This window comes from Vibrio sp. J502, from assembly GCF_025397955.1.
GTDB classification, from domain to species: domain Bacteria; phylum Pseudomonadota; class Gammaproteobacteria; order Enterobacterales; family Vibrionaceae; genus Vibrio; species Vibrio anguillarum.
The window spans coordinates 476,237-498,186 of record NZ_CP104554.1 but is presented as its reverse complement, the minus strand read 5'-3'; the positions used below and the strand labels follow the sequence as shown (position 1 = coordinate 498,186).

21 protein-coding genes are annotated in these 21,950 nt (G+C 42.7%); 17 read left to right on the top strand and 4 right to left on the bottom strand.

Annotated features, from left to right (window positions below; all coding sequences use genetic code 11):
• From N5E84_RS02480 to N5E84_RS02410, 15 genes are all read left to right on the top strand, one after another.
• Positions 1-2,190, top strand: a complete 2,190-nt coding sequence (locus tag N5E84_RS02480; RefSeq protein ID WP_069212153.1) for a tyrosine-type recombinase/integrase — start codon at positions 1-3, stop codon at positions 2,188-2,190.
• Entirely contained in the window at positions 2,190-2,693 is a 504-nt protein-coding gene (locus N5E84_RS02475) for a bacterioferritin comigratory protein (RefSeq protein WP_069212154.1), read from the top strand. Before N5E84_RS02480 ends, N5E84_RS02475 begins: the two co-directional genes overlap by 1 nt.
• A 168-nt stretch (positions 2,694-2,861) precedes the next feature.
• Positions 2,862-3,326: a thioredoxin-dependent thiol peroxidase gene (gene bcp, locus N5E84_RS02470; RefSeq protein ID WP_019282239.1), complete on the top strand. Its 465-nt coding sequence runs from the start codon at positions 2,862-2,864 to the stop codon at positions 3,324-3,326.
• A 38-nt stretch (positions 3,327-3,364) separates the two neighbouring features.
• Positions 3,365-4,018, top strand: a complete 654-nt coding sequence (locus N5E84_RS02465; RefSeq protein WP_019282238.1) for a recombinase family protein — start codon at positions 3,365-3,367, stop codon at positions 4,016-4,018.
• Between the two features lie 142 nt (positions 4,019-4,160).
• Positions 4,161-4,559 (top strand): hypothetical protein, encoded by a 399-nt coding sequence (locus N5E84_RS02460; RefSeq protein WP_019282237.1) that lies wholly within the window; start codon positions 4,161-4,163, stop codon positions 4,557-4,559.
• 563 nt (positions 4,560-5,122) lie between these two features.
• Positions 5,123-5,632, top strand: coding sequence for a hypothetical protein (locus N5E84_RS02455; RefSeq protein WP_019282236.1), 510 nt, complete (start codon positions 5,123-5,125; stop codon positions 5,630-5,632).
• Positions 5,633-5,640: 8 nt separating this feature from the next.
• A complete protein-coding gene (locus N5E84_RS02450; protein WP_232513653.1) occupies positions 5,641-7,626 on the top strand; it encodes an AAA family ATPase in 1,986 nt (661 codons plus the stop codon).
• Between the two features lie 395 nt (positions 7,627-8,021).
• On the top strand, positions 8,022-8,684 hold the full coding sequence (locus tag N5E84_RS02445) for a hypothetical protein (RefSeq protein WP_116285023.1): 663 nt from the start codon (positions 8,022-8,024) through the stop codon (positions 8,682-8,684).
• Positions 8,685-8,735: 51 nt separating this feature from the next.
• The gene (tnpA, locus tag N5E84_RS02440) at positions 8,736-9,056 is read left to right on the top strand and encodes an IS66 family insertion sequence element accessory protein TnpA (RefSeq protein ID WP_019283194.1); all 321 of its coding nucleotides are present in this window, start codon (positions 8,736-8,738) and stop codon (positions 9,054-9,056) included.
• Entirely contained in the window at positions 9,053-9,406 is a 354-nt protein-coding gene (gene tnpB, locus N5E84_RS02435) for an IS66 family insertion sequence element accessory protein TnpB (RefSeq protein ID WP_019283195.1), read from the top strand. The genes tnpA (N5E84_RS02440) and tnpB (N5E84_RS02435) overlap by 4 nt, the downstream gene beginning before the upstream one ends.
• A 59-nt stretch (positions 9,407-9,465) precedes the next feature.
• Positions 9,466-10,998 (top strand): IS66-like element ISVa11 family transposase, encoded by a 1,533-nt coding sequence (locus tag N5E84_RS02430; protein ID WP_069211897.1) that lies wholly within the window; start codon positions 9,466-9,468, stop codon positions 10,996-10,998.
• Positions 10,967-11,800, top strand: coding sequence for a hypothetical protein (locus N5E84_RS02425; protein ID WP_116285024.1), 834 nt, complete (start codon positions 10,967-10,969; stop codon positions 11,798-11,800). Before N5E84_RS02430 ends, N5E84_RS02425 begins: the two co-directional genes overlap by 32 nt.
• A gap of 246 nt (positions 11,801-12,046) precedes the next feature.
• Positions 12,047-12,367 carry an IS66 family insertion sequence element accessory protein TnpA gene (tnpA, locus tag N5E84_RS02420; protein ID WP_019283194.1) on the top strand — a complete coding sequence of 107 codons (321 nt, stop codon included), beginning with the start codon at positions 12,047-12,049 and terminating at the stop codon, positions 12,365-12,367.
• Positions 12,364-12,717, top strand: coding sequence for an IS66 family insertion sequence element accessory protein TnpB (gene tnpB, locus N5E84_RS02415; RefSeq protein WP_019283195.1), 354 nt, complete (start codon positions 12,364-12,366; stop codon positions 12,715-12,717). Before tnpA (N5E84_RS02420) ends, tnpB (N5E84_RS02415) begins: the two co-directional genes overlap by 4 nt.
• 59 nt (positions 12,718-12,776) lie before the next feature.
• Positions 12,777-14,309 carry an IS66-like element ISVa11 family transposase gene (locus N5E84_RS02410; protein ID WP_069211897.1) on the top strand — a complete coding sequence of 511 codons (1,533 nt, stop codon included), beginning with the start codon at positions 12,777-12,779 and terminating at the stop codon, positions 14,307-14,309.
• A gap of 123 nt (positions 14,310-14,432) precedes the next feature.
• On the opposite strand, the gene N5E84_RS02405 is transcribed toward N5E84_RS02410, so the two are convergent.
• The 3 genes from N5E84_RS02405 to N5E84_RS02395 form a co-directional block, all read right to left on the bottom strand.
• On the bottom strand, positions 14,433-17,951 hold the full coding sequence (locus tag N5E84_RS02405; RefSeq protein WP_069212148.1) for an AAA domain-containing protein: 3,519 nt from the start codon (positions 17,949-17,951) through the stop codon (positions 14,433-14,435).
• Between the two features lie 522 nt (positions 17,952-18,473).
• Positions 18,474-19,880, bottom strand: a complete 1,407-nt coding sequence (locus N5E84_RS02400) for a HipA domain-containing protein (RefSeq protein ID WP_019282267.1) — start codon at positions 19,878-19,880, stop codon at positions 18,474-18,476.
• Complete coding sequence (locus N5E84_RS02395; RefSeq protein WP_019282266.1) at positions 19,873-20,208, bottom strand: helix-turn-helix domain-containing protein; 336 nt, start codon at positions 20,206-20,208, stop codon at positions 19,873-19,875. Before N5E84_RS02395 ends, N5E84_RS02400 begins: the two co-directional genes overlap by 8 nt.
• 231 nt (positions 20,209-20,439) lie before the next feature.
• Between N5E84_RS02395 and N5E84_RS02390 the strand changes: the two genes are divergently transcribed.
• Positions 20,440-20,814, top strand: coding sequence for an MbcA/ParS/Xre antitoxin family protein (locus tag N5E84_RS02390; RefSeq protein WP_019282265.1), 375 nt, complete (start codon positions 20,440-20,442; stop codon positions 20,812-20,814).
• A gap of 225 nt (positions 20,815-21,039) precedes the next feature.
• On the opposite strand, the gene N5E84_RS02385 is transcribed toward N5E84_RS02390, so the two are convergent.
• On the bottom strand, positions 21,040-21,465 hold the full coding sequence (locus N5E84_RS02385; protein WP_019282264.1) for an antitoxin Xre-like helix-turn-helix domain-containing protein: 426 nt from the start codon (positions 21,463-21,465) through the stop codon (positions 21,040-21,042).
• Between the two features lie 272 nt (positions 21,466-21,737).
• Between N5E84_RS02385 and N5E84_RS02380 the strand changes: the two genes are divergently transcribed.
• Positions 21,738-21,908: a hypothetical protein gene (locus N5E84_RS02380; RefSeq protein WP_019282263.1), complete on the top strand. Its 171-nt coding sequence runs from the start codon at positions 21,738-21,740 to the stop codon at positions 21,906-21,908.
• Positions 21,909-21,950: the final 42 nt, after the last annotated feature.

Here is a 21,950-nt window from a genome sequence, read left to right as displayed (position 1 = left end):
ATGATAAAACTCACTGACCTAGAGCATCAAAATAAGCTTCTTAAAGCACAAGAAAATGTTGGTGCTCATGCAAATTACTTAATGGATGTTTTAAAGCCAGCTATTGAGCGTGGTGATTGGGATGAGATCGAAAGCCTTGACATAGGCTTTACTGTTACGGGTGAATCATTAGGCAAAATTGGCGATGATGACGCTTGGAGCAAGCTACAGCCTTATTTTGAGCCAAAAGCAAAGCACATCTTTACCATAGATTTTACGCTCGATGATAAAGTCATTGAGCGCAACCTAAAAAATCAGCTTAAAACCCTTTTACTTAAAATGATGTGGCTATCACCTCAAAGCCACTCGTTTGGCACTCTTCGGGATGCATTACATGACCTAAAAAAAGTCATCACACCACTCTTAAATGAAGGGTTTAATACGCTGTCTGCTTTGGACTTCGAGCGACTCGAGACTTGGGCTCTAACCGGCTTTACTGACATCGACTTTGAAAGAGAAACGATTTACAACGGGTTAAATCGGCTTTACAAAGAAGCGAGAGGCTTACCGTTTGAGGTTAGCCTAAACAAAAAACTAAACGCTTCTGATTTTGGTTTAACAATCAAAGAAGCTAAGCAGTATACCGTCATCCCTCAAAGGCTCTACTATCTGGGTCTTCAAAGATCAGAGGCCCTTATTGATGAAGCTTATGCTCTTCGTGATGAGTTAGAGCAACTTGCAGAATACATCGCCACCTACTTTGATAAGGTGTATGAAGGATATGCGAAGTATCTGGTCAGTGATGAAGCCCGAACTAAAAACGGTAAGATTCAATGGTATTTAAAACCGGGATCAAGTAAAAAACGTACACTGGCCTTTATAGGCACCTTTACCGCCCTTCACTCTCCTAGTGAAGAAGAGGCACTGGTTCTCACGCGCCTTCATAAACCACAAATAAGGACCGACTACATTGATAGGTTCCACACCGAGCGTAGCCTAACGATTGGACAGTGGACAATCACCAATCTAATAGAGGCTCAATCGCTTTTTAAAACGCTTAATGGTGGTTGTCTATGGGGGTTAATGGCTCGAACAGGAATGAGAGCCGATGAGATGTATGCCCTAAACACCGCTCAGGGCTGCACAACTGAAACAATAAACCGCCAGAAGATACACGTTATCCACGCCAACCTATCCAAGACAGCAAAAGGATCTCAATCAAAGCAAGATGAGTTTGTCACAACCGAAATCGGCATGAAAGCGTATGAAGTGCTTCAAGCACTGCACACGCCACTCAGAAAGCGACATCCTAGCTCACTATCGTTTTTCCATAAAATAAAAGAGGATTTCAGTGGAATAAGCAAAGTGCAAATAGGAAGACATTCTCAAGCTTGGTTTGAAAATGCGACAGGTAAAGAGCTTGCGCTAACCAATGATGACATTGTTGACCTAAAAACATCTGACCCAAACTTATCGTTTGAAGTGGGTAAGAACTATGAATTTACAGGCCATCAACTTCGCCGCTCTTTTGCTTACTACTTAATTGGCTACGAGCTTTGCAGTTTTCCGCAACTGAAACAGCAATTCAGCCATGTCTCTATGGCAATGACGCGGCACTATGCAAAAAATGCCAGCAAGTTTCAAAAGCTCAGGAAAAAGAAACAAAACCTTGCCAATGCCATTGATGAAGAAAGAATCGACCAGAAAGCCCGTATCTACTTGAATATCTATCAGAAACTGGCAAACAAGGAGCGGGTTGCCGGAGGGAAAGGCAAAGAGTTTGCTAAGAACATGATGAAAACAGACCGAAATTTATTCAAGGATAAAGTAGATAATGAGATGTTATCTCTAACCTATTGGAAAAAGCAAATTCGAACTCAAAACCGACACATTCATGCTGTTGCGCCAGGGATATACTGTACTTCGACCACCTGTGGTTTAAGAACGCTCGTTAACCTAATGGAATGTGTAGACTGCAAGAATGATTACATCGTTGATGCCGTATTTGCTGAAGCAAAGCGCAAAGAAGCCGAAATCCACATGCTTTATGATATTGAAAACGACGAACTCACCCCTCAAACCGCCACGGAGTCTTACATTAAAGTTCAAGCTGCTGAACGCATTATGGATGATTTAGGTATCGACTATGAGCCTGTCATTTTCCCTGATGAAGTTAAGAACTTACTCATCCCATACGGAGTGATTTCATAATGTCACAGATAACCAAAAATAAGCTAATCAAAGCATTGGAAAGGCTGCTGGATGGTGATGTAGCGAAGTTGACATCGAGAGAGCTGCGCAATAAGGCGCGAAAAGGCAAGCTCAAAATCAACAATAGCAATGTTGAAAAAGAAGCGGGCCTTTCCACTGGCGCACTCAGAAGGCATAACGACGTCGTTTTAATGATAAAAAATAAATCATTAGAAGTACAAATTGCTCAGGATGAAACCGCTGACTCCCCTATTGAAGTGCTTCAAAAAGAAATAAAGGCACTCAAAGGAGAAAGAGCACAGGCAAATAAGAAGAAAAAAGAGTATTACGACGAAGCTCAAAGCCATAAAGAGGCATTAGCTGTTCAAGCAGCCACTCATATTAAGATCGTTCAAGAACTAATGGAGATGTTACATGAAAGTCAGCGAGAAAAAGCGATGGATAAAATCGTATCATCTCGTTTAGACAATGTTATTGCTCCCCAATTTAGAAAACCAAAGTAGCTTTTAGCACTGTAACCCCAAAGGTCGTCCTGTTTAGTGTGAACACTAGACAGGACACTTAATTAACGATAAAAACGTACACTCTAACGTAATAAAAATGCACTAAAAAGGACGTAGCGAATAATGCTACGCCAAATACCATTAATTGAGAAAGTAAGGACAAAACCAATGGCAATCGAAGCTGGAGAAATCGCACCAGATTTTACCCTGAATAACCAAGACAATAACCCAGTGACGCTATCCGAGTTTCAGGGGAAAAAGGTATTGCTCTATTTCTACCCACGCGCTTCAACACCTGGCTGCACAGTTCAGGCTAAAGGGTTACGAGATACTAAAGCTGAGTTAGATGCCCACAATGTTGTTGTTCTTGGTATCAGTCCAGACACACCGCAAAAATTAACTAACTTTATCAACAAGCAAGAGCTTAATTTCACTTTGCTAGCCGATGAAGACCACACAGTTTGTGAAAAGTACAATGTTTGGCAACTCAAGAAATTTATGGGCCGCGAAAATATGGGGGTAGTACGAACAAGCTTCCTGATTGATGAGTCTGGTAACCTTGAGCATGTATTTAATAAGTTCAAGACCAAAGATCACCATGAAGTCGTATTAGACTACCTAAACAGCAAATAAGCTTCCATGAGCAATTAACTCTTAACTTGGGGGCAGGCATGATTGGCTACATTCGAGTATCAGATTCACAAAGAGCCGATGGCGAATCACAAAGAGAAGCTATCAAGGCGTACGCTGCTAAACGTGGCATACAAATAACGGATTGGATAGAAGAGCACGAGTCTGCCACCAAGACAGAGTTGAGCGAGCGGAAGTTATTTTCTCTCATCACCTCTCAACAAAGTATCATTGTATCGGATATCACTCGGTTGGGTCGCCATAAAGTTATGGAGCTAGTAGGTGCCATTGGTCAAATAGCCTCATACGGAGAGCTACACTTAGCATACAACGACACCATCATAAGCTCAGAGAACGTTGATAATGCTGAAATCATTTTTACAGTTATTGGGCAATCTTTTGCCAGCGCCGTAGAAGCCCAGAAGCGCTCAAAGCGAGCCAAAGCTGGTCACGCTAAACGTAAGGCCAAAGGGCTATCATCTGGCCGTCAGAGGGGGCAGAAGGTGAAATCAAGGCTTGATGAGCATACAGCGTTTATATTGAACCTTCTCGACACCAAGACCACCAAAATTGAAATTCTTAGGCAACTAAACGAACGTGGTGTATCGATTTCTCGAAGTCGATTCTACTCTTGGTTGGAAGCCCGTGGGCTTCATAACAAAAAAGCTGAATTTCAAGTGGACATGTTCTCATAGCAAGCCTAGTTTGCCTGACGTCCCTCACTTTTCGCAAACTCGTTTTTGCCCCGAAGTTTGTTTCAGCGTATTCGTTCTAACGGCAGTCTAGCTGATTTTGCTATACTGCAACTAATCTAAATATCCTGTCAGGTTGTATGCGATGAGCAAGAAAAAGTTGACCGAAAAAGAGTTGCTAGAAGGGATGACTCCTTATAATACCCACAGTGATTTGCTTGCAAAGAGCGAAACAAAACCTGATTGGATATCCTTCGCCGACGGGGGTGAACGGGTTACAGATGATTTCATGGCCAACCGAAATGAGGTTTTCGATGAACCTAGTTTAGATTTGCTGAACCCTGATATTTTTCTTTCAAACCTCAAGTTAGCACTTGATAGCCTTCCAGATGGTGATATTGAGTTTTGTGACTTGGGTAATGAAATTGGTCGAGTCATTGCTAATTTGAATTCACCAAATAAGGCACTTCTACGTGAAGTAATTTATGGAGTTGAACATGGTTTTGACATGATTAGCAAAGAAAGAGGAACTTCGAATGAGTAAGCTTGATGAATGGGTCGACAACAATATGACGTTAACCAGTATCATCATAATGGTTGTGGGCCTAACACTCGGATACATACTTTTCTAGTATCAAGTACTAAGGCTTCGAGGAAAGCCTCAGTTGTTGCAAATTCTGCAACAACTCCAATCCAATCTTCTAATTGTGCAACAGTCTGTTGCACAAATCAGTCAAAATCAAAAATGCCCCTTTTCTGTTTAGAGTTGTTATTCATAACATTTCTGAGCACTCCCATTTGAACAAATATTACTTATGACTATATAGTGCAACTAACCACATAAGAGATAGCCACGCACGGATTATGGGTAACAGAAAGATCGCTGTATCAATTGACTCAGAAAACACTCCACACCCAAAGCTAAACTTGATTATTGAAGAGCTATCTAGTTTTGGGTAAATCATCGTTAAGTTTTAAGTAAAAACAATGAGTAACGATTATCACTCTATTTTCTGTCTGGTATGCTCAAAAAATAACAACGAGCTAATAGGAGGCACCTTCAGTGTGGTCTCTAAATATGACATATTCAATAGGTAAGCTAATAAAATGGATAGCGCGAAACCAATTACACTCGTTTCTGAGGTCGTCGAGCGTAGTTTTACAAACGATTTTCACTGTTTAGTCGCATTAATTCAGCATCTAGGTGCTCATGAAAAATGGAACAGCAGAACACCAAGAAACATAGCTGATAGCATTGGCTTGGATGTAGAAGATGTAGAGAATGTTCTTGATGGATACCCCGCCTTTTTTAGAAAATCCTCTAATCTAAGTGCCCAGAAAGAACCTTTGTACTCTCTGCATATCAGGTATGCGAGAAGAGTTAAGAAACAAATTGAGGGAGAAAGCAGTCTCAAGGAATGGTCAGCACCATTGTCCTCTGAAGAAATGCAGATACTCCTTAACCTAGTAACAAATATGATTGGGTTAGAAGCCGAGAATCGACGTCTTAAAGAAGACTCAAGACACAACAATATGAAGGTTTGGGTTGCGCTGACTGGTGCTTTTGCCACGGCAATAGCGGCGATTCTAGCGCAGATTGTCAGTAGTAGTTCTTAAAAGGAATAATGATGAAACTCACTAAGTTCCGAGTTGGAAATTTTCGTTCAATCAATGATAGTGGTGAGATTACGACAAATGATTTAACAGCTATACTAGGTCGTAACGAAAGTGGCAAGTCCAACATTTTACTTGCTCTTCAACACTTAAATCCTCCGGGTGGCATAACTGATATTGAAGCCATAAAGAACTTCCCGCGCCATCGCAGACTTGCTGAACAGGATGAAAACACACCATTCCTTAACACCGAATGGAGGTTGTCACAGGAGGAAAGAGAATCCCTGTCTTCGATTTTTCCTAGAGCGTCTGAGGTTTCAACTGTCACTATTGCCCGCCGATACGGAAGCACTAGATATATTGGTTTCTCCGGCTTAAAAGACCTGAGCTTAGATACAAAAGCAATAAACAGAAATATTGATAAAATAGTTACGCTACTAGATGCTTTAAAAACAGATGAAAATGCTGATAGCGTCGATACTGCTGTGCAGCAGGTAAGCATGCTGAAAGCAACAGCTACACATTCTGCCAATAGTTGGTTGGAAGCAGTTTTAGACCAATATGACCAAGTGCTTAGAGGTGCCGCGCAATACACGTTAGAAAAACAAGACGACTTCCTCGACCTGAAAGATGAGTTCGTACAAATAGTTATGGCTTTAGATGATGGCGAACAAGAGAAAAAAGCCCGTAACTTTATAATGGAATGCCTCCCTGTTTTTGTATATATCGATGAATACCCACATTTGGATGGACATCAAAACCTCAGCATCCTCAGTCAGCACAGACAAAATCACCAGTTGACTGCGGAGGACGAGGGTTTCATTAAATTGTGTAAGGTTGCGGATATAGACCCATCTAAGCTCCAAGAGTTAGCATCAGATCCTGAGACACGAAACCAGCTCGTTAATAGAGCAGGGGCTGTTGTTACCAGTGAAATTAGACGCTTATGGACAGACCGCGAGTTAAAAGTCCGCTTCAATTTGGATGGCAACTTTTTTGATACCTACGTATCTGACCCAACGTCTACTTATGATGTTGAAGTTAACCTTAACGAAAGGAGCCGAGGTTTTAGGTGGTTCTTTTCATTCTATATTACGTTTTTTGCAGATACACACGGCGGGGATGCAGAAAATGCGATCATTCTTCTAGATGAGCCAGGACTTTATCTGCACGCAAAATCTCAAAGTGACTTGTTAAAACATCTTGATGACGACTTTAGCAATCAGATTATTTATACAACGCATTCACCTTTCTTGGTCCCAACAAAGCAACTTTCTACGGTTAAGACCGTGAATATATGCCAAGAAAAAGGAACAACAGTTACTAATGATCCCACTGGTGATTCAACTACGTTATTCCCTTTACAAGCGGCGCTCGGATATGAAGTTTCTCAGTCGCTATTTATCGGTTCAAACAATTTGGTTGTTGAAGGGGTTACGGATTTTTGGTACCTGTCCTCGATGTCTGAATACCTGAAATCGTTGGGTAGGACAGGTCTAATGGATAAAATAACTATAACTCCAGCTGGAGGGGCTCAAAAAATACCATACTTAGTGAGTTTGTTATCGTCTCAACACCTCAATCTATTGGTGTTACTCGATCATGAGAAAGATGCAATTGCCACTAAGACCGATTTGATAGCTAATCACAAGCTATCTAAAAGAAACGTCATCTTAGTTTCTGAAGCAATAGATAGCGATGTCACTGAATTGGATATTGAAGACCTTTTTGGTTCAGATTACTTTCTTTCTCTCGCAGAGGAAGCCTACAGGGATGAAATAACTGATGATCTCAAATACAACGATAATATTCCAAGGGTCTGTAAACGATTCGAAAAAGCGATGAAGGATTTCGGATTAAAGAAGCAGTTTGTAAAAGCAAAACCAGCAAGAATATTTATGGGTAAACTCTCCGAAGGAAAAGAAAACTATCTTCCAGAAGAAGTAATCGATAGCTTTGAGTCGCTATTCAAACTTATCAATAAACGAATGAAATAGGTTTATAAGGGGGATATGCAAATCCCCCTATCTCTACCCGACATTGGGCACGCATAGAAGATATCTCATCTCAAAGATTCAGGAACTTGGTTGAGGCAAATTACCACTTGAGCACAACGACGTTCTAGTGCCCAATACTAACCTCCTTTTATTAAATTCAACTCAGAGAGCATGATGGAACTCATTGAAAAGTTTATAAATTACCTACAGGATAATCATGAGTGGTTATTTAGTGGTCTTGGAACGTACGTAATCTCTGGTATTGCAGCAGTTCTGTTGGCTGTGCTCACAATAAAGATACGGAACAAGCGCAGTTTGGCTAATCAAAAGATAAAGTCAGGCAAGAAATCCATAAATATCCAATCTGGCAGAGATACACGTTTCTAGGAGTTACAATGTTCAACAAGCAGAAGATAGACTCTGGTGATGAGTCTATTAACATTCAGGCAGGGAGAGATGTTCATATTAACTCTCAGTTTCAATTTTCTCTTGAGGAACTGAAGGCATTTTTGAACGAGTCACAGACCTCTCTTCCAGAACTGTCTATCAAATATCTGGTATCACAGACCTTTGATGATCTAATTGCTATAGCAAACAGGAACTTAGAGGTTATCCCTGTGATGAATCCGTTGCTTGTTGAAAACAATGTATTCACTTCCCTTCAAGAGCTAACAAGGAGTGAGAGCGGAAGATATCGAGATTTGGGTAAATATGGGAATAACTTTAATAGTGTTGAAGATTACTTAAAAGAATACCCTGAAGCTGAGATTGTTGAAGGGAGACAAGGTAGGTTTCCTTACTTTGATACTATTAGATCACCTGAGTTTGAGGAGCTTGAAAAGCTCTCAGAAGATGACCCTCTGACAAGAGCAATGCTTGATCATAAGGTTCACGAGAAGTTTCCGGCAGCACTCATCGGAACCTATGAGCATGGCTGTTGGGGGGTGCCTTTGATCGAAGAATATATATTAAGAGGTGTTTGGGGGGTATTCCTCACCATTACAAATAACTCTGATACCAACATTATTTGTAAGCGCGTCATAAACCCCGCATTCTAATCACCTAGCCCGAATAATAAGATCAAACCTCCAACCCAAAGGAGATTTGAAATGGCCAAACGACGCACTAACCAAGAATGGCGAACCCTGTTCGAACACTATGAATCCAGCCAACTATCACAACGATTATTCTGTGAACGTAACGGACTGAGCCTCTCCACTTTTTACGCTAAGCGCCAACAGTTAAAGCACATCGAAAAACCGAACACGGTTGGCTTTGTTAAAGCAGAAGTCGTTGAAAAGACCACAAAGTATCAAGCCACTCACGTTGTCGTTGCCAATATGACGCTGCTCGTCAATGATGTTGAACTGAGCATCCCACAAGGCACGCCAGCGACCTATCTCGCAGAGCTTATCGGTGCGCTGTCATGAAACGTATGCTCAGTGCTCCCGAAATCTATCTCTATCGCGAAAGCGTCGATTTTAGAAAGTCCATCAACGGCCTCGCTGCGATTATCGAAAATGACACCGACTTGCCCTTGGGCAGCGGCGCACTGTTCCTGTTCACCAACAAACAGCGCGACAAAATCAAAGTGCTGTACTGGGATAAAACAGGCTTTGCTCTTTGGTACAAGCGCCTTGAAAAAGCCAAGTACAAGTGGCCATCAAAAGAGCAAAATGAGGTGTTTACCCTAACTCAATTCGAGCTTGACAGACTGCTTTCTGGCTTCACGATTATCGGCCATAAACCCGTTAGAATAAACGATTTTACAATGACTTAAGCGATAATATAGCCATATCCACCAAGCATTAACGGCATGATTTTAGTATAATCAATGCCATGAAAAAGACGCCAAATATCAACTCAGAAAGCCAAGATGTTGCCGAGCTACAAGCGATGGTGAAAGCGCTGTTGGCGTCAGAAACCCAATTGAAACAAGAGCGTCAATCGCTGCTTGAACAGCTCAAACTTGCCTTCGACCGTCAGTTCGCTAAACGCTCGGAGGCGTTAAAGCCTTACGATGAATCTCAAGGTGATCTCTTCAACGAAGCGGAGTGTGAGGCCGCTAAGGAAGAAGAGGTTGAAGTTGTCACAACGACCATCACAAAGAAGAAACGTGGTAAACGCAAACCACTGCCAAAGACCTTGCCTCGTGAAGTTATCGAACTCGATTTAAACGACGATGAAAAGCAGTGCACTTGCTGTCAACATAACCTGCATAAAATCGGTGAAGACCGTAGCGAGAAACTTGAGTTCACGCCAGCGGTACTAAAAGTGTTGGAATATGTTCGTCCTAAATATGCTTGCCGCCAATGCGAGCAAACAGAAGACAAAAACCACGTCGTTCAAAAGCCAGCGCCGCAAAGCATTATCCCGAAGAGCTTCGCCACAGAAAGCTTGTTGGCCAATATCATCCTCGGCAAATATCAATACGCGATGCCACTTTACCGCCAAGAATCCCTGTTTACCCAGTCGGGTATCGAACTCTCACGAACCACCATGGCAAGGTGGATTATCCAAGTCAGTGAGAAGTTCGCTCCACTTTACGCGGCCTTAAAAACGCACCTACTTGAGCAAGTGGTGATTCAGGCGGATGAAACGCCGCTCAATGTCCTCAAAGAAGATAAACAGTGTTATATGTGGCTTTACTGCTCGGGCGCAGACTCGCCTGAAGCCGCCCTCCCTAATGTGAGAAATATCGTCTTGTACGACTATCAAAACAGTCGAGCTAGGGCGTGCCCTGTTGCCTTCTTGGGGGATTACAGTGGTTATCTACAAACCGATGGCTATGGTGTTTATGATGGGCTTCATCTCGTCACCAATGTCGGTTGCTTGGCGCATGCTCGGCGCAAGTTCATGGAGGCGAAAAAGCTGCAAGGCAAAGGCAAGTCAGGCAAAGCGGATAGTGCATTGGCTAAAATCCAGAAACTCTATGGAATAGAATCACGCTTAAAAGGTGCCTGTGCCGAAAAACGGAAAGCAGAGCGCCAAGAGCATGCTAAGCCGATACTGGATGAGCTTTATGAATGGATGACAACTCAGAAAGTGCTTGAGTCTAGCCCGCTGGGTAAAGCGATAAAATACACGCTCGGTCAGTGGCCGAAGCTGAGCCGCTATATCGATGACGGTCACTTATCGATAGACAATAATCGTGCTGAACGCGCAATAAAACCGCTGGTTATAGGCAGAAAGAACTGGCTCTTCTCGACCAATCCCAATGGAGCTGAAGCGAGCGCGATGCTTTACAGTATCGTCGAGACAGCGAAAGCCAACGGCCTTATCCTTTACGACTACATGGTTAAGTGCATGAAAGAGCTAGCGAAATCTGAGCCTGATATCGATGCACTCCTGCCTTGGAACTTCCAACACTAACAATATCGCCCCGTGGGATCATGGGGCGGATACCATTATTTTTGAGCAATTAGAAAGTGAAACACACCTGAGTCAAACCTTCGAGAGCACTTCTAAGGCTGCTCTCAAATCTCTAGCTTATACTTTACCTAGAGCGCCTATAAAGCCGAATGAAACGGTTGTTATCCCTGTAAGCATATTGATTACTCCAATCGGAGGCATAACAACAAATGAAATCTCTAGAATCCCGAAATTTGCCGATGGAGAATGGTTTAGAGAACTAAGCCATCAATCAGGGTCGCCTGACGACTTAGAAGAAATGTTGAGTTTTGGGACGCTCATTGCACCAAAATCTATTAGCTTTCAAAGTCAAAACAAAAAACACTCCGTAGACATACATGACTTTGATATCACCAACATGTATACAATAAACAGAGCATGGCAATGTGGTTCCTGCCCACATTTGTTCTTCACTTCGGATCAGGCAGTATACATAAGAGAGTTGCTTCCAGATGGTCAAAACACTACCGTCTCAGATTCTTTTACTGTCCCTGAGAATGTAAAACAGTTCACAATTGCCGAGCTGGAAGACGAGACTACTTATATCGATAGCTTATACATCAATGATGTGCTTACTGCTAAAAGCCTAAAATTAAACACGGGTGACTCTGTTAGCTTTTTTGTTAGTTCAGGCGATACAGTCCGGTTACAAGGGCGATATCTCACTCATAGAGACTCAGCAAGTGATGCACCATTTGGTACTTACCGAAACTCGCTGATCAACGACTATCTAAATTCAAATCGTGACTTACGTATAAACTAGTACCTTATATTCACTCAGAAAACGTTAGCTTTGGCAGTTCGTAACTCAGAAGTGCCCCATTGTCATTATTTTGCACATAAAATCGCTTGCTCTTCTAGCTTCAAATTTCCCCCATTAAAGTTCATGTGAAAGGCATGCGACTCACTTCGTAATTGCTAATTAAAAGGTAAGCGCGTCATAAACCCCGCATTCTAATCACCTAGCCCGAATAATAAGATCAAACCTCCAACCCAAAGGAGATTTGAAATGGCCAAACGACGCACTAACCAAGAATGGCGAACCCTGTTCGAACACTATGAATCCAGCCAACTATCACAACGATTATTCTGTGAACGTAACGGACTGAGCCTCTCCACTTTTTACGCTAAGCGCCAACAGTTAAAGCACATCGAAAAACCGAACACGGTTGGCTTTGTTAAAGCAGAAGTCGTTGAAAAGACCACAAAGTATCAAGCCACTCACGTTGTCGTTGCCAATATGACGCTGCTCGTCAATGATGTTGAACTGAGCATCCCACAAGGCACGCCAGCGACCTATCTCGCAGAGCTTATCGGTGCGCTGTCATGAAACGTATGCTCAGTGCTCCCGAAATCTATCTCTATCGCGAAAGCGTCGATTTTAGAAAGTCCATCAACGGCCTCGCTGCGATTATCGAAAATGACACCGACTTGCCCTTGGGCAGCGGCGCACTGTTCCTGTTCACCAACAAACAGCGCGACAAAATCAAAGTGCTGTACTGGGATAAAACAGGCTTTGCTCTTTGGTACAAGCGCCTTGAAAAAGCCAAGTACAAGTGGCCATCAAAAGAGCAAAATGAGGTGTTTACCCTAACTCAATTCGAGCTTGACAGACTGCTTTCTGGCTTCACGATTATCGGCCATAAACCCGTTAGAATAAACGATTTTACAATGACTTAAGCGATAATATAGCCATATCCACCAAGCATTAACGGCATGATTTTAGTATAATCAATGCCATGAAAAAGACGCCAAATATCAACTCAGAAAGCCAAGATGTTGCCGAGCTACAAGCGATGGTGAAAGCGCTGTTGGCGTCAGAAACCCAATTGAAACAAGAGCGTCAATCGCTGCTTGAACAGCTCAAACTTGCCTTCGACCGTCAGTTCGCTAAACGCTCGGAGGCGTTAAAGCCTTACGATGAATCTCAAGGTGATCTCTTCAACGAAGCGGAGTGTGAGGCCGCTAAGGAAGAAGAGGTTGAAGTTGTCACAACGACCATCACAAAGAAGAAACGTGGTAAACGCAAACCACTGCCAAAGACCTTGCCTCGTGAAGTTATCGAACTCGATTTAAACGACGATGAAAAGCAGTGCACTTGCTGTCAACATAACCTGCATAAAATCGGTGAAGACCGTAGCGAGAAACTTGAGTTCACGCCAGCGGTACTAAAAGTGTTGGAATATGTTCGTCCTAAATATGCTTGCCGCCAATGCGAGCAAACAGAAGACAAAAACCACGTCGTTCAAAAGCCAGCGCCGCAAAGCATTATCCCGAAGAGCTTCGCCACAGAAAGCTTGTTGGCCAATATCATCCTCGGCAAATATCAATACGCGATGCCACTTTACCGCCAAGAATCCCTGTTTACCCAGTCGGGTATCGAACTCTCACGAACCACCATGGCAAGGTGGATTATCCAAGTCAGTGAGAAGTTCGCTCCACTTTACGCGGCCTTAAAAACGCACCTACTTGAGCAAGTGGTGATTCAGGCGGATGAAACGCCGCTCAATGTCCTCAAAGAAGATAAACAGTGTTATATGTGGCTTTACTGCTCGGGCGCAGACTCGCCTGAAGCCGCCCTCCCTAATGTGAGAAATATCGTCTTGTACGACTATCAAAACAGTCGAGCTAGGGCGTGCCCTGTTGCCTTCTTGGGGGATTACAGTGGTTATCTACAAACCGATGGCTATGGTGTTTATGATGGGCTTCATCTCGTCACCAATGTCGGTTGCTTGGCGCATGCTCGGCGCAAGTTCATGGAGGCGAAAAAGCTGCAAGGCAAAGGCAAGTCAGGCAAAGCGGATAGTGCATTGGCTAAAATCCAGAAACTCTATGGAATAGAATCACGCTTAAAAGGTGCCTGTGCCGAAAAACGGAAAGCAGAGCGCCAAGAGCATGCTAAGCCGATACTGGATGAGCTTTATGAATGGATGACAACTCAGAAAGTGCTTGAGTCTAGCCCGCTGGGTAAAGCGATAAAATACACGCTCGGTCAGTGGCCGAAGCTGAGCCGCTATATCGATGACGGTCACTTATCGATAGACAATAATCGTGCTGAACGCGCAATAAAACCGCTGGTTATAGGCAGAAAGAACTGGCTCTTCTCGACCAATCCCAATGGAGCTGAAGCGAGCGCGATGCTTTACAGTATCGTCGAGACAGCGAAAGCCAACGGCCTTATCCTTTACGACTACATGGTTAAGTGCATGAAAGAGCTAGCGAAATCTGAGCCTGATATCGATGCACTCCTGCCTTGGAACTTCCAACACTAACAATATCGCCCCGTGGGATCATGGGGCGGATACATTAAAAGTGAATAATTAGCAATTAACTGTCTGAGGGTATGCTGAAAATGGTTTTGAGTCACTTCGGGACAAAAGAGAGACGCTTTGTGTCTACGTCACGGGCTGCTTGTTTGTGTTGCAGCTTCGGCTATTTAAGAAGTCGAGTTGAGTTTTGCTCTCCTTCTCTAACTCACCGACATAGATTAATGATGTCTCGATATTGGCGTATTTTCCGCTTCTGCTTGCACTAAACCAGTTGAATGACCCCACCGCCATATACCGATCATCAGCAAAAACGCTTTTACTATGGACACCATTTATCACATTGATAACGATACCAAGCTGTTCCAAGATCGCGCAGCAATGTCGAAACGCTTTTATTTTATTGGTATCCGGGTGGTTTGCGACAGTGGTATTGAAATGTCTGTCGGTGTGTATGGTTATCTGGACACCTTTGTGCAGTGCTGTTTTTAGTAGTTCTAACTGCCCTGTTGATTGCAGTTTGTCTAGCTGTAACCAAGGCGAGACGATATCTATTTTTCGTTGTACTTCCCTCAGCAGTTTTGATAAGAACGCATCGTGTTCTTCGGCATTGGTTAGCAGTTTCGGATGGCCGCATATTTGTAATAAATCGGGGCGTTGACCAACACTAAACTCCAGCTCATTTCGCTCGTCAGTAAAGAGATACTTGGCGAGTAATCCTCGTGGAGAAGATGATGGCGCAGCTTCAATGATATCCAAATCACCAAACACCAAGAATGCATCTTTGGCTCGAGAGACAGCGACGTTGAGCATTGAAGGATCCATATCGATAAACCCGCCATCGTTGTGTCTGGTATACACTTGGGAAAAAATAATGATTTTGCGTTCAGCTCCTTGAAGAGAGTGAACGGTGCCAACGGTTAGTTGGTCATCCCCCTTGCCTGCTTTGATATCGAACTCACTACACGCGGTCTTGATCTGGTTCACTTGGGCTGAAAATGGAGTAATTATACCCACACACTTGGCCAGTGGCTCGCCGTAGTAATTCTCTATTTCAACCTTATTGGCATGTAACCATGCAGCGATAGTTTCTGCTTCTAACTTATTGCGTCGGCTACCGCTAAATGATTCCGCGATACCGTCGACGTGCAAATGACTGAAAGGAGAGTAGAGGCTATCTTCGGTCGCTTGTCCTCGCTTGGGGATCAGGATACCTTGATAGCAAAGGTCATTGCAGTATGAGATTAGTTCATCGTAGCAGCGTCTATGTTCTTGCAAAAACATTCCAGGCTCAACTTCCGGCATATAATGAAAGCGGCTTGCTTGTTGCGCTACATGCATCACACTGCCAGTCACTACACTTCGGCCTTGCTCTTGAATGACTGTGTATTCATCATCAGAGCTGATAATTTTATGTTGCCTTAAATTACCCCGGTCAATTGATGAGCACACATTTCTAATCGGGGGGATTTGGTAAATATCACCGATCACCAACGCTTTTTTGGCTAGTGAGAACGAGGCCGCGGCAACTTCTGGAGCCACTTGGCCTGCTTCATCAACGATCAAAAGGTCGATTTCATTAAGCAGATAGTCAGTTTCAAATTCATTATTCCCAACGTGAGACTGGTAAGTCATATGAGAAGGCAGAGAATGGAACGTTGATACAATGCAAGGAGTGAGCATCATTCGACGTTGCCAGCGAGGACGAACAGTTTTCAAACCTGTTTTCCGGGCCTGCTTGTTCAGCTCTTTACCCAAATCTCGGCAACTGAGTAGCCAGCATGCTTCCCAGTAATGGACAGCTAAGCGGAACATTCGAAAACGGGTCGTGATATCTAAAACCGAATCGATGTCGGTCAATTGTGGAATGGTTTGTTCTGGAGAGTCTTCAGTAAAGTTATTGATAGAATCAAGCCAATTCAGTTGTGATTGCTCAAACTCTTGATACTGCTCTAACCAAGATTGATACCGATTTTTTTGTTCGTCAAAATCGTCTTTTTTACTAGAAAATATTTGCTTGAGTAGGCTCTCAAATCGGTCTGATGACAGGTTTTCAATTTGCTCTTCATCGTGCTCAATAAGATTAAACATGAAACTCCTACGCTGGAGATCAAGTTTATTCTTGATTGGCGGTAACCACTTAAACAGAGTTAACCATGTAGATTCATTGCCAAGGTAGCTTCGCCACGCAGTTAACTGTTCTTTGGCGTTATCTTTCAATGCTTGCGCATTAGAAACGGCTTGTTGTTGATCTGCCAATGTTTGTTGGGGATTGTCCCCAAGCCGAGAATGGATGTCATTCAGTTGGCGGTTGTAGTGATGCCAATTGTTTTGGATGTGATCTAACTGGTTTTGATGTTGGCGCAATTCGGCAAGGAGATACGCTTTAACTTGCGTTACATCAGCAAAATTCTGTTGTGGAAACGCCTGTTTTGCTCTATCCAAATAATGCGCTTGGGCTTGATCGAGAAAATCCAACTGCTCGACTTTTTCATAGAAATGCTTAGTTTGGTAACTTTTGGCAGCTTCCAATTCTCCATACGCCGATGGCAGGTAGCCACCATAGCTAAAAATGTCGGGTAACCATCGGCCTGATAGTTCGTCGTCGCCTTCATCGAAGTCTTTACCAAAAGCATCAATGATGTTGGTTACTGCTTGATTATTAGTTGATGCCGCAATGATTAGCGGCGGTTGACTCTCTTTTAGCGCAGATTCAATCCACAGTGACGCGACTACAGATAGAACAAACGTTGTTTTACCTGTGCCAGGAGGACCATTTACCGCAAGAATATCGCCTTCTTGCATGGCTAAGGTATGGGCCAAGGCATCGCATTGCGCTTTAGCTAGCGGGAATTGACTATTTGAGTGGCCAAAACGCGAATTCACTGTCTGAGATACATCAATACATTCATCGTGGTTGGTTACTGTTTTTGCCGCGTAACTATCAAGCAAAGGCAAGGTTGTGTTTGAATTGCTCAGGTTATCGTACAGTTTTAAAATATGCCTTGAAGCTCCCAAGCACTCGCTGATTTTGTTGACTAAGCCACGACTTTCAATTTCTTCGTAGAATTGCTCGATTCGGTTTCTATCACAGTAATCGGCAAATAGTTTTTGGGTGAGTCCGTAGTAGTTGTGCCAATCTTTTTGATGGTTCTGATACTGTTCTTCTTGTTCGAATTTGGCTGGAATACTTTCAGTAGACTGCGCTGGAATTTCATTTGTTGTCAGGAATTCATCGAGCTTATCGACGTCAGCGATAGTAAAGGTGTCATTTCCTTGAGGAGCAAGCAAATCACGAGGTATGAATGGCGTGGTGTGGGGAAATAGTAGTCCTTCACGATTGACCCATAAAGAGCAGACAATCGGTGTCAGTACACCAGGCATATTACCGCTGTAATCTTTGCCATGAACTTTCCGAAGATAATAGGTGACCGGTCGATGATGAATTTGTACGGCGGTTAGGGTATCGAGTTCATTGCGAAACAGATCTTCTAGCAATGTAGAATCAGGTTTAAGCTTACCTTCTTTGAACTCGTCGGTTGTCGCTCGTACATAATTCTTCAGATCTTGCTTTTTTAATGCACCTTTCGCGCTATCGGCATCGGCAAGAGAATTACGCCAATAGTGAATCCAGCCCTGATTATTCATACCCGGTCCTTGAAATTTTCGCGTTAAGCGTGTGATTTTAGTCGAATATTCTATTACCAGTGGAGTATTTTTTGTTAGAACTTTGAGCAATTTCTTACTCGGCGACCTTTGAGCCATGCGGATGATGACTATTTAAGCAATCGAAGAATTGAGGCAGGGGTATTAAAGTCTATTTTCCCAATGTCATATGATTTCAATGACTAATTCTGTGAATATTTGGCTACTGGTGACTTATGGATGGGTAAACAACTTTTAAGCTGTATTAGTGGTTTCTGAAACGTATCGCAAGGGCAAGTCAAATCCAGAGCGTTGCTGCGTGATTAGTGCGTGAGGTGCACGCTTGTCTATTCTAAACAACTAAATCAGAAAACTTTCGCATTTATATTCATCTTTGACTTAAGTAATTGATGAAACCGCAATAAAAAAAACAATGTGTTTGGCGTTATTTTTAGCTGCAGATCAAAGTAATTTCTGTCCAAAAATGGTTTATAAATTGCTAAAGATCGCTCCCTGCATTTGCTATTAAAGAAGCTCACTCATTTCTGGTACACTGTCGGCTTGCGCTAACAAGTATTCACACTCTGCTTGGATTAGTGAGACACATAGTTCTATGTGTTCACGCTCTCCGTCATCGATTCCTTGAGCTTCGGTAAGATCAATCGCTTTCTTCAGGGCATTTTTTATAACAATAACGGTTTCTACCATTATGGAAGCCATTTTGGGGCCTGAGTAGCCAAGCAGAGCGCCGAATTCAGCTAGATCATAGCTGGTGATAGGACGTTTGAAGTTACCTTTCGGCGGATTTTGAAAGTCTTCGCTTTCCCAATCTCCAATCGACATTGCAAAATATTGAGGGATACTGGCGGCACGCCCCTCATCAGCAGACAATTTACCGCTTTGTGAGTTGCGTTTTGCTCCCTCTTGAGCGATAGCTTCTATGTTGACTAAATCATAAAAAGGGGTCAGTTCAAGGCCTTTAGGGGTGACGAAGAAGCTAATATTTTTACCATGAGCATCGTAGTTTAGTGTTGCTAGATTAAAGAGCATCCACTGGGTAAGCTTTAGGTTGGTGATTACCGTGTCTATGGTTTTGACGCTCAGTAGGCGTGGGAAAGAAACGCCATCACGCATATATACACCATCGCCTTCATCCCCATTCTGACGCTCGTATTTGTAACCTGGAGGTAAGTCAGTCGCCTGACAGCCATCAATCACATGTTTTCGTTGAACGACATCACGAGCCTCGATATAAGCACGATCGAACCGCTCTATGATCAGTGTCCTAGTCTTCCCAATACGGGTTAACTCAACATTAGCGACGTCCAAACCTGCTAGCTTAGCTAATGTCATGCAAAAGAACTCATTCACAGCAATACACGGTGCTTTACCGCTTTCAAACTTCAGAATGTAGTTCGAACTTAATTTTCCTTCACCAAATCCCCATTCATCACCGCGCTTAAGTAAGTTTAATTTGTTTTGAACACCAGCAACTGAAAGGCGAACCTTACCGTCCCAATAAACTAATGGGGCTAAATTTCGCTCTAGTCGTTCTATGAGCTCATCATCAGGGACAGCTCTAAAGCTGGTTTCCTCAGGTTCTGAGTTTGGGACTCGAAAAGATAATGCGCCAGATGTTTCCGCACCAAGCTTACGAATTAGCCCAAACGTATTGCTTTTGGAAATAGTGGTGTTTTGTATCATCTCCTCAAAGGCTTCTCCTTCAGGAAGTAGATTTCTGAGATAGTTCTCGATACTTCGTGGCGAAGCCTGATCATCAACAGGGATGTGTGGAGAAATCGGGAAACCCATGAGTTGCAATTCATCTTCATAGATGAATGAGAATTCTGTTTCTGTTCCGACAGGAAGAATCAAACGACCAATTTTGGTATTCGTACCGATAAACACGTCTAATTGTTGCAACTTACTCATACCAACCATCCTCATTGCTTATCACGTTGTTTTCATCTTGGTAGGTTATTTGGTTGTGTGGACGAACAAATAGGTTTAAGTCGATAAGGCGTAACGACAGCCCTAAGATATCCATGAGGACAAGTACATTGGCAAAGGTGACACTAGTATCGCCTTTTTCAATCTTCATGATTGTCCTACGAGATAAATTGGCTTTTGAAGCGAGATCATCAATACGCCAGCCTTTATCGGTGCGCTTTGAGCGAATGGCGGCTCCCAGCGTTTCCATACTGAACTCGGTATTCAAATCAGGCATAGGTTGTGCCTTTACCATCTTACCTTTTTTCATAAGTGCCTTTTAATGTACTTTTGTTACTATTGGGGTCGCCTTAATATATAAGTTCACTATAACTCACTTTTGAAGTGTCTGTATAAGAAATTATTTAAAAGTGTAATTTAAGTAACTTATGGTTAGTATGCTAGTTGCATGTTCGTTCCAATCAGTGGCAATCTGTTTTTGCTAAACTAGAGTAAGCGTGTCATAAATCACCATGTGAAGAGAATAAGGTTCTAAGCAGCAATGAAAATTAAAATTGAGAAGACCTGTGATGGTGAAGCTTTCTTCAACATTCCAGAAATACTGCAAGAAGAATTGCAATGGGAAGAAGGCGATCAAATCGAATGGCTCGACAATAACGATGGCTCATGGACTTTACGCAAAGTTGAACTTGAGGATGATACCCAGCCGAAGTCTATAGAGTACATTCTTTCACAACACCCTACTTTAAAAGAGCAAATGGAGGATGTGTTTGAGGACTCTGGTTTGAGAGCAGAATGGTTAACTTCCGTAATTCCAGCGCTATCTGGTCTAACTCCGCTAGAAGTTGTGCTTAAAGGCGATTTAAAACGCGTTTTAGATGCATTAAATCGTATCAAGTATGGTGATTTTTCTTGAGATGCTTTTTTCTCATAAAATCAGATTGATATGTTGAGTCATTAGTCATCTGTTTCCGGATGAAGCCTACTTTGTAAGGCAGAGATACGCTACATGAGCTGGAACTAACACGCTTGTACCCAATCATAGTGTGTCTAAGAGCCTATGTCGTAGAACCAAACAGACCAACTTTCCCTGCTATGTCAGAAAAGTGGCTTTGTGACCAGACCATTGGTAGGTTTCCAGTTAAGCCGTATATCCGTACTTCAACTTATTGATCTCTTCTGTCACCAAAATGATACCGGTTTTTGTGTCACAGAGTGAAAGTAGTGTTTCGTTTTCAAACACCAAACTGGGTTTATTTAACCAGCGTAATGTCGCATCACGATCACCAAAATACTCATCTGCTTCTTTGACCATATCTGCAAGCATAAGAGCATGCTCACTGGCAGTTGGGCTTAGCGTTGCGTTTGGCCCTTTCATTTTTCGCTGGAGAGTGCGCAGATTAACGCCAATAATTTTCGCGTAATCTGTCTTAGTCAGACCAAGAGTTAACATTCCTCTATCCAGCATTTCAACAGGAAGCCCTTGACGAATAATTTTTAGACTATCAATTACGCTCTGAGCTTTACGCTTCTCACCTCCGAGCATTTCATAAGCTGCACTGAACATTAGAGTACCTCCGAATCTAACTACATTTACACAATAGGTGGCATATGACGTAGCCTGATAACTTTAACACGGAAATGTTTCGACGTTTGCTAGTTGCATAATCTTGTCAATTAATAGCAAGCTGGCTTTGCTTCACTAAAACTAGTCCAAGCATCGTATTTTTGTAAATGCTATAAACGAGCAGTGGTTCATGGAAGACAGCTAAAATAGATGTACTGATAGGATTGTTTGCTAGTAATAATTAGCGCTATGTAAACCATGGGAGGACTAGGATGTTGTTTTTAAGTGTTGTATTCACATTGAGTTTAGCCATTGGTGTTTTTGCTCTCTATGCGCAAAAAGTTCACATTTGGCTCTCGAAACATATGGATGAATATGAAAAAGAGCTAGAGAAAAACAATCCAGAAGAGCTAAAAAAGCTGAAGAAAAAATACCAGCGTTAACAACCAATCACCTGATTCAACCGTAAATTTTATTAAATTTTC

Excerpts from the sequence above, each read along its gene's own strand:
- N5E84_RS02480 (WP_069212153.1), top strand. The coding sequence starts at position 1 with ATGATAAAACTCACTGACCTAGAGCATCAAAATAAGCTTCTTAAAGCA.
- N5E84_RS02475 (WP_069212154.1), top strand. The coding sequence starts at position 2,190 with ATGTCACAGATAACCAAAAATAAGCTAATCAAAGCATTGGAAAGGCTG.
- bcp (WP_019282239.1), top strand. The coding sequence starts at position 2,862 with ATGGCAATCGAAGCTGGAGAAATCGCACCAGATTTTACCCTGAATAAC.
- N5E84_RS02465 (WP_019282238.1), top strand. The coding sequence starts at position 3,365 with ATGATTGGCTACATTCGAGTATCAGATTCACAAAGAGCCGATGGCGAA.
- N5E84_RS02460 (WP_019282237.1), top strand. The coding sequence starts at position 4,161 with ATGAGCAAGAAAAAGTTGACCGAAAAAGAGTTGCTAGAAGGGATGACT.
- N5E84_RS02455 (WP_019282236.1), top strand. The coding sequence starts at position 5,123 with ATGGATAGCGCGAAACCAATTACACTCGTTTCTGAGGTCGTCGAGCGT.
- N5E84_RS02450 (WP_232513653.1), top strand. The coding sequence starts at position 5,641 with ATGATGAAACTCACTAAGTTCCGAGTTGGAAATTTTCGTTCAATCAAT.
- N5E84_RS02445 (WP_116285023.1), top strand. The coding sequence starts at position 8,022 with ATGTTCAACAAGCAGAAGATAGACTCTGGTGATGAGTCTATTAACATT.
- tnpA (WP_019283194.1), top strand. The coding sequence starts at position 8,736 with ATGGCCAAACGACGCACTAACCAAGAATGGCGAACCCTGTTCGAACAC.
- tnpB (WP_019283195.1), top strand. The coding sequence starts at position 9,053 with ATGAAACGTATGCTCAGTGCTCCCGAAATCTATCTCTATCGCGAAAGC.
- N5E84_RS02430 (WP_069211897.1), top strand. The coding sequence starts at position 9,466 with ATGAAAAAGACGCCAAATATCAACTCAGAAAGCCAAGATGTTGCCGAG.
- N5E84_RS02425 (WP_116285024.1), top strand. The coding sequence starts at position 10,967 with ATGCACTCCTGCCTTGGAACTTCCAACACTAACAATATCGCCCCGTGG.
- tnpA (WP_019283194.1), top strand. The coding sequence starts at position 12,047 with ATGGCCAAACGACGCACTAACCAAGAATGGCGAACCCTGTTCGAACAC.
- tnpB (WP_019283195.1), top strand. The coding sequence starts at position 12,364 with ATGAAACGTATGCTCAGTGCTCCCGAAATCTATCTCTATCGCGAAAGC.
- N5E84_RS02410 (WP_069211897.1), top strand. The coding sequence starts at position 12,777 with ATGAAAAAGACGCCAAATATCAACTCAGAAAGCCAAGATGTTGCCGAG.
- N5E84_RS02405 (WP_069212148.1), bottom strand. The coding sequence starts at position 17,951 with ATGAATAATCAGGGCTGGATTCACTATTGGCGTAATTCTCTTGCCGAT.
- N5E84_RS02400 (WP_019282267.1), bottom strand. The coding sequence starts at position 19,880 with ATGAGTAAGTTGCAACAATTAGACGTGTTTATCGGTACGAATACCAAA.
- N5E84_RS02395 (WP_019282266.1), bottom strand. The coding sequence starts at position 20,208 with ATGAAAAAAGGTAAGATGGTAAAGGCACAACCTATGCCTGATTTGAAT.
- N5E84_RS02390 (WP_019282265.1), top strand. The coding sequence starts at position 20,440 with ATGAAAATTAAAATTGAGAAGACCTGTGATGGTGAAGCTTTCTTCAAC.
- N5E84_RS02385 (WP_019282264.1), bottom strand. The coding sequence starts at position 21,465 with ATGTTCAGTGCAGCTTATGAAATGCTCGGAGGTGAGAAGCGTAAAGCT.
- N5E84_RS02380 (WP_019282263.1), top strand. The coding sequence starts at position 21,738 with ATGTTGTTTTTAAGTGTTGTATTCACATTGAGTTTAGCCATTGGTGTT.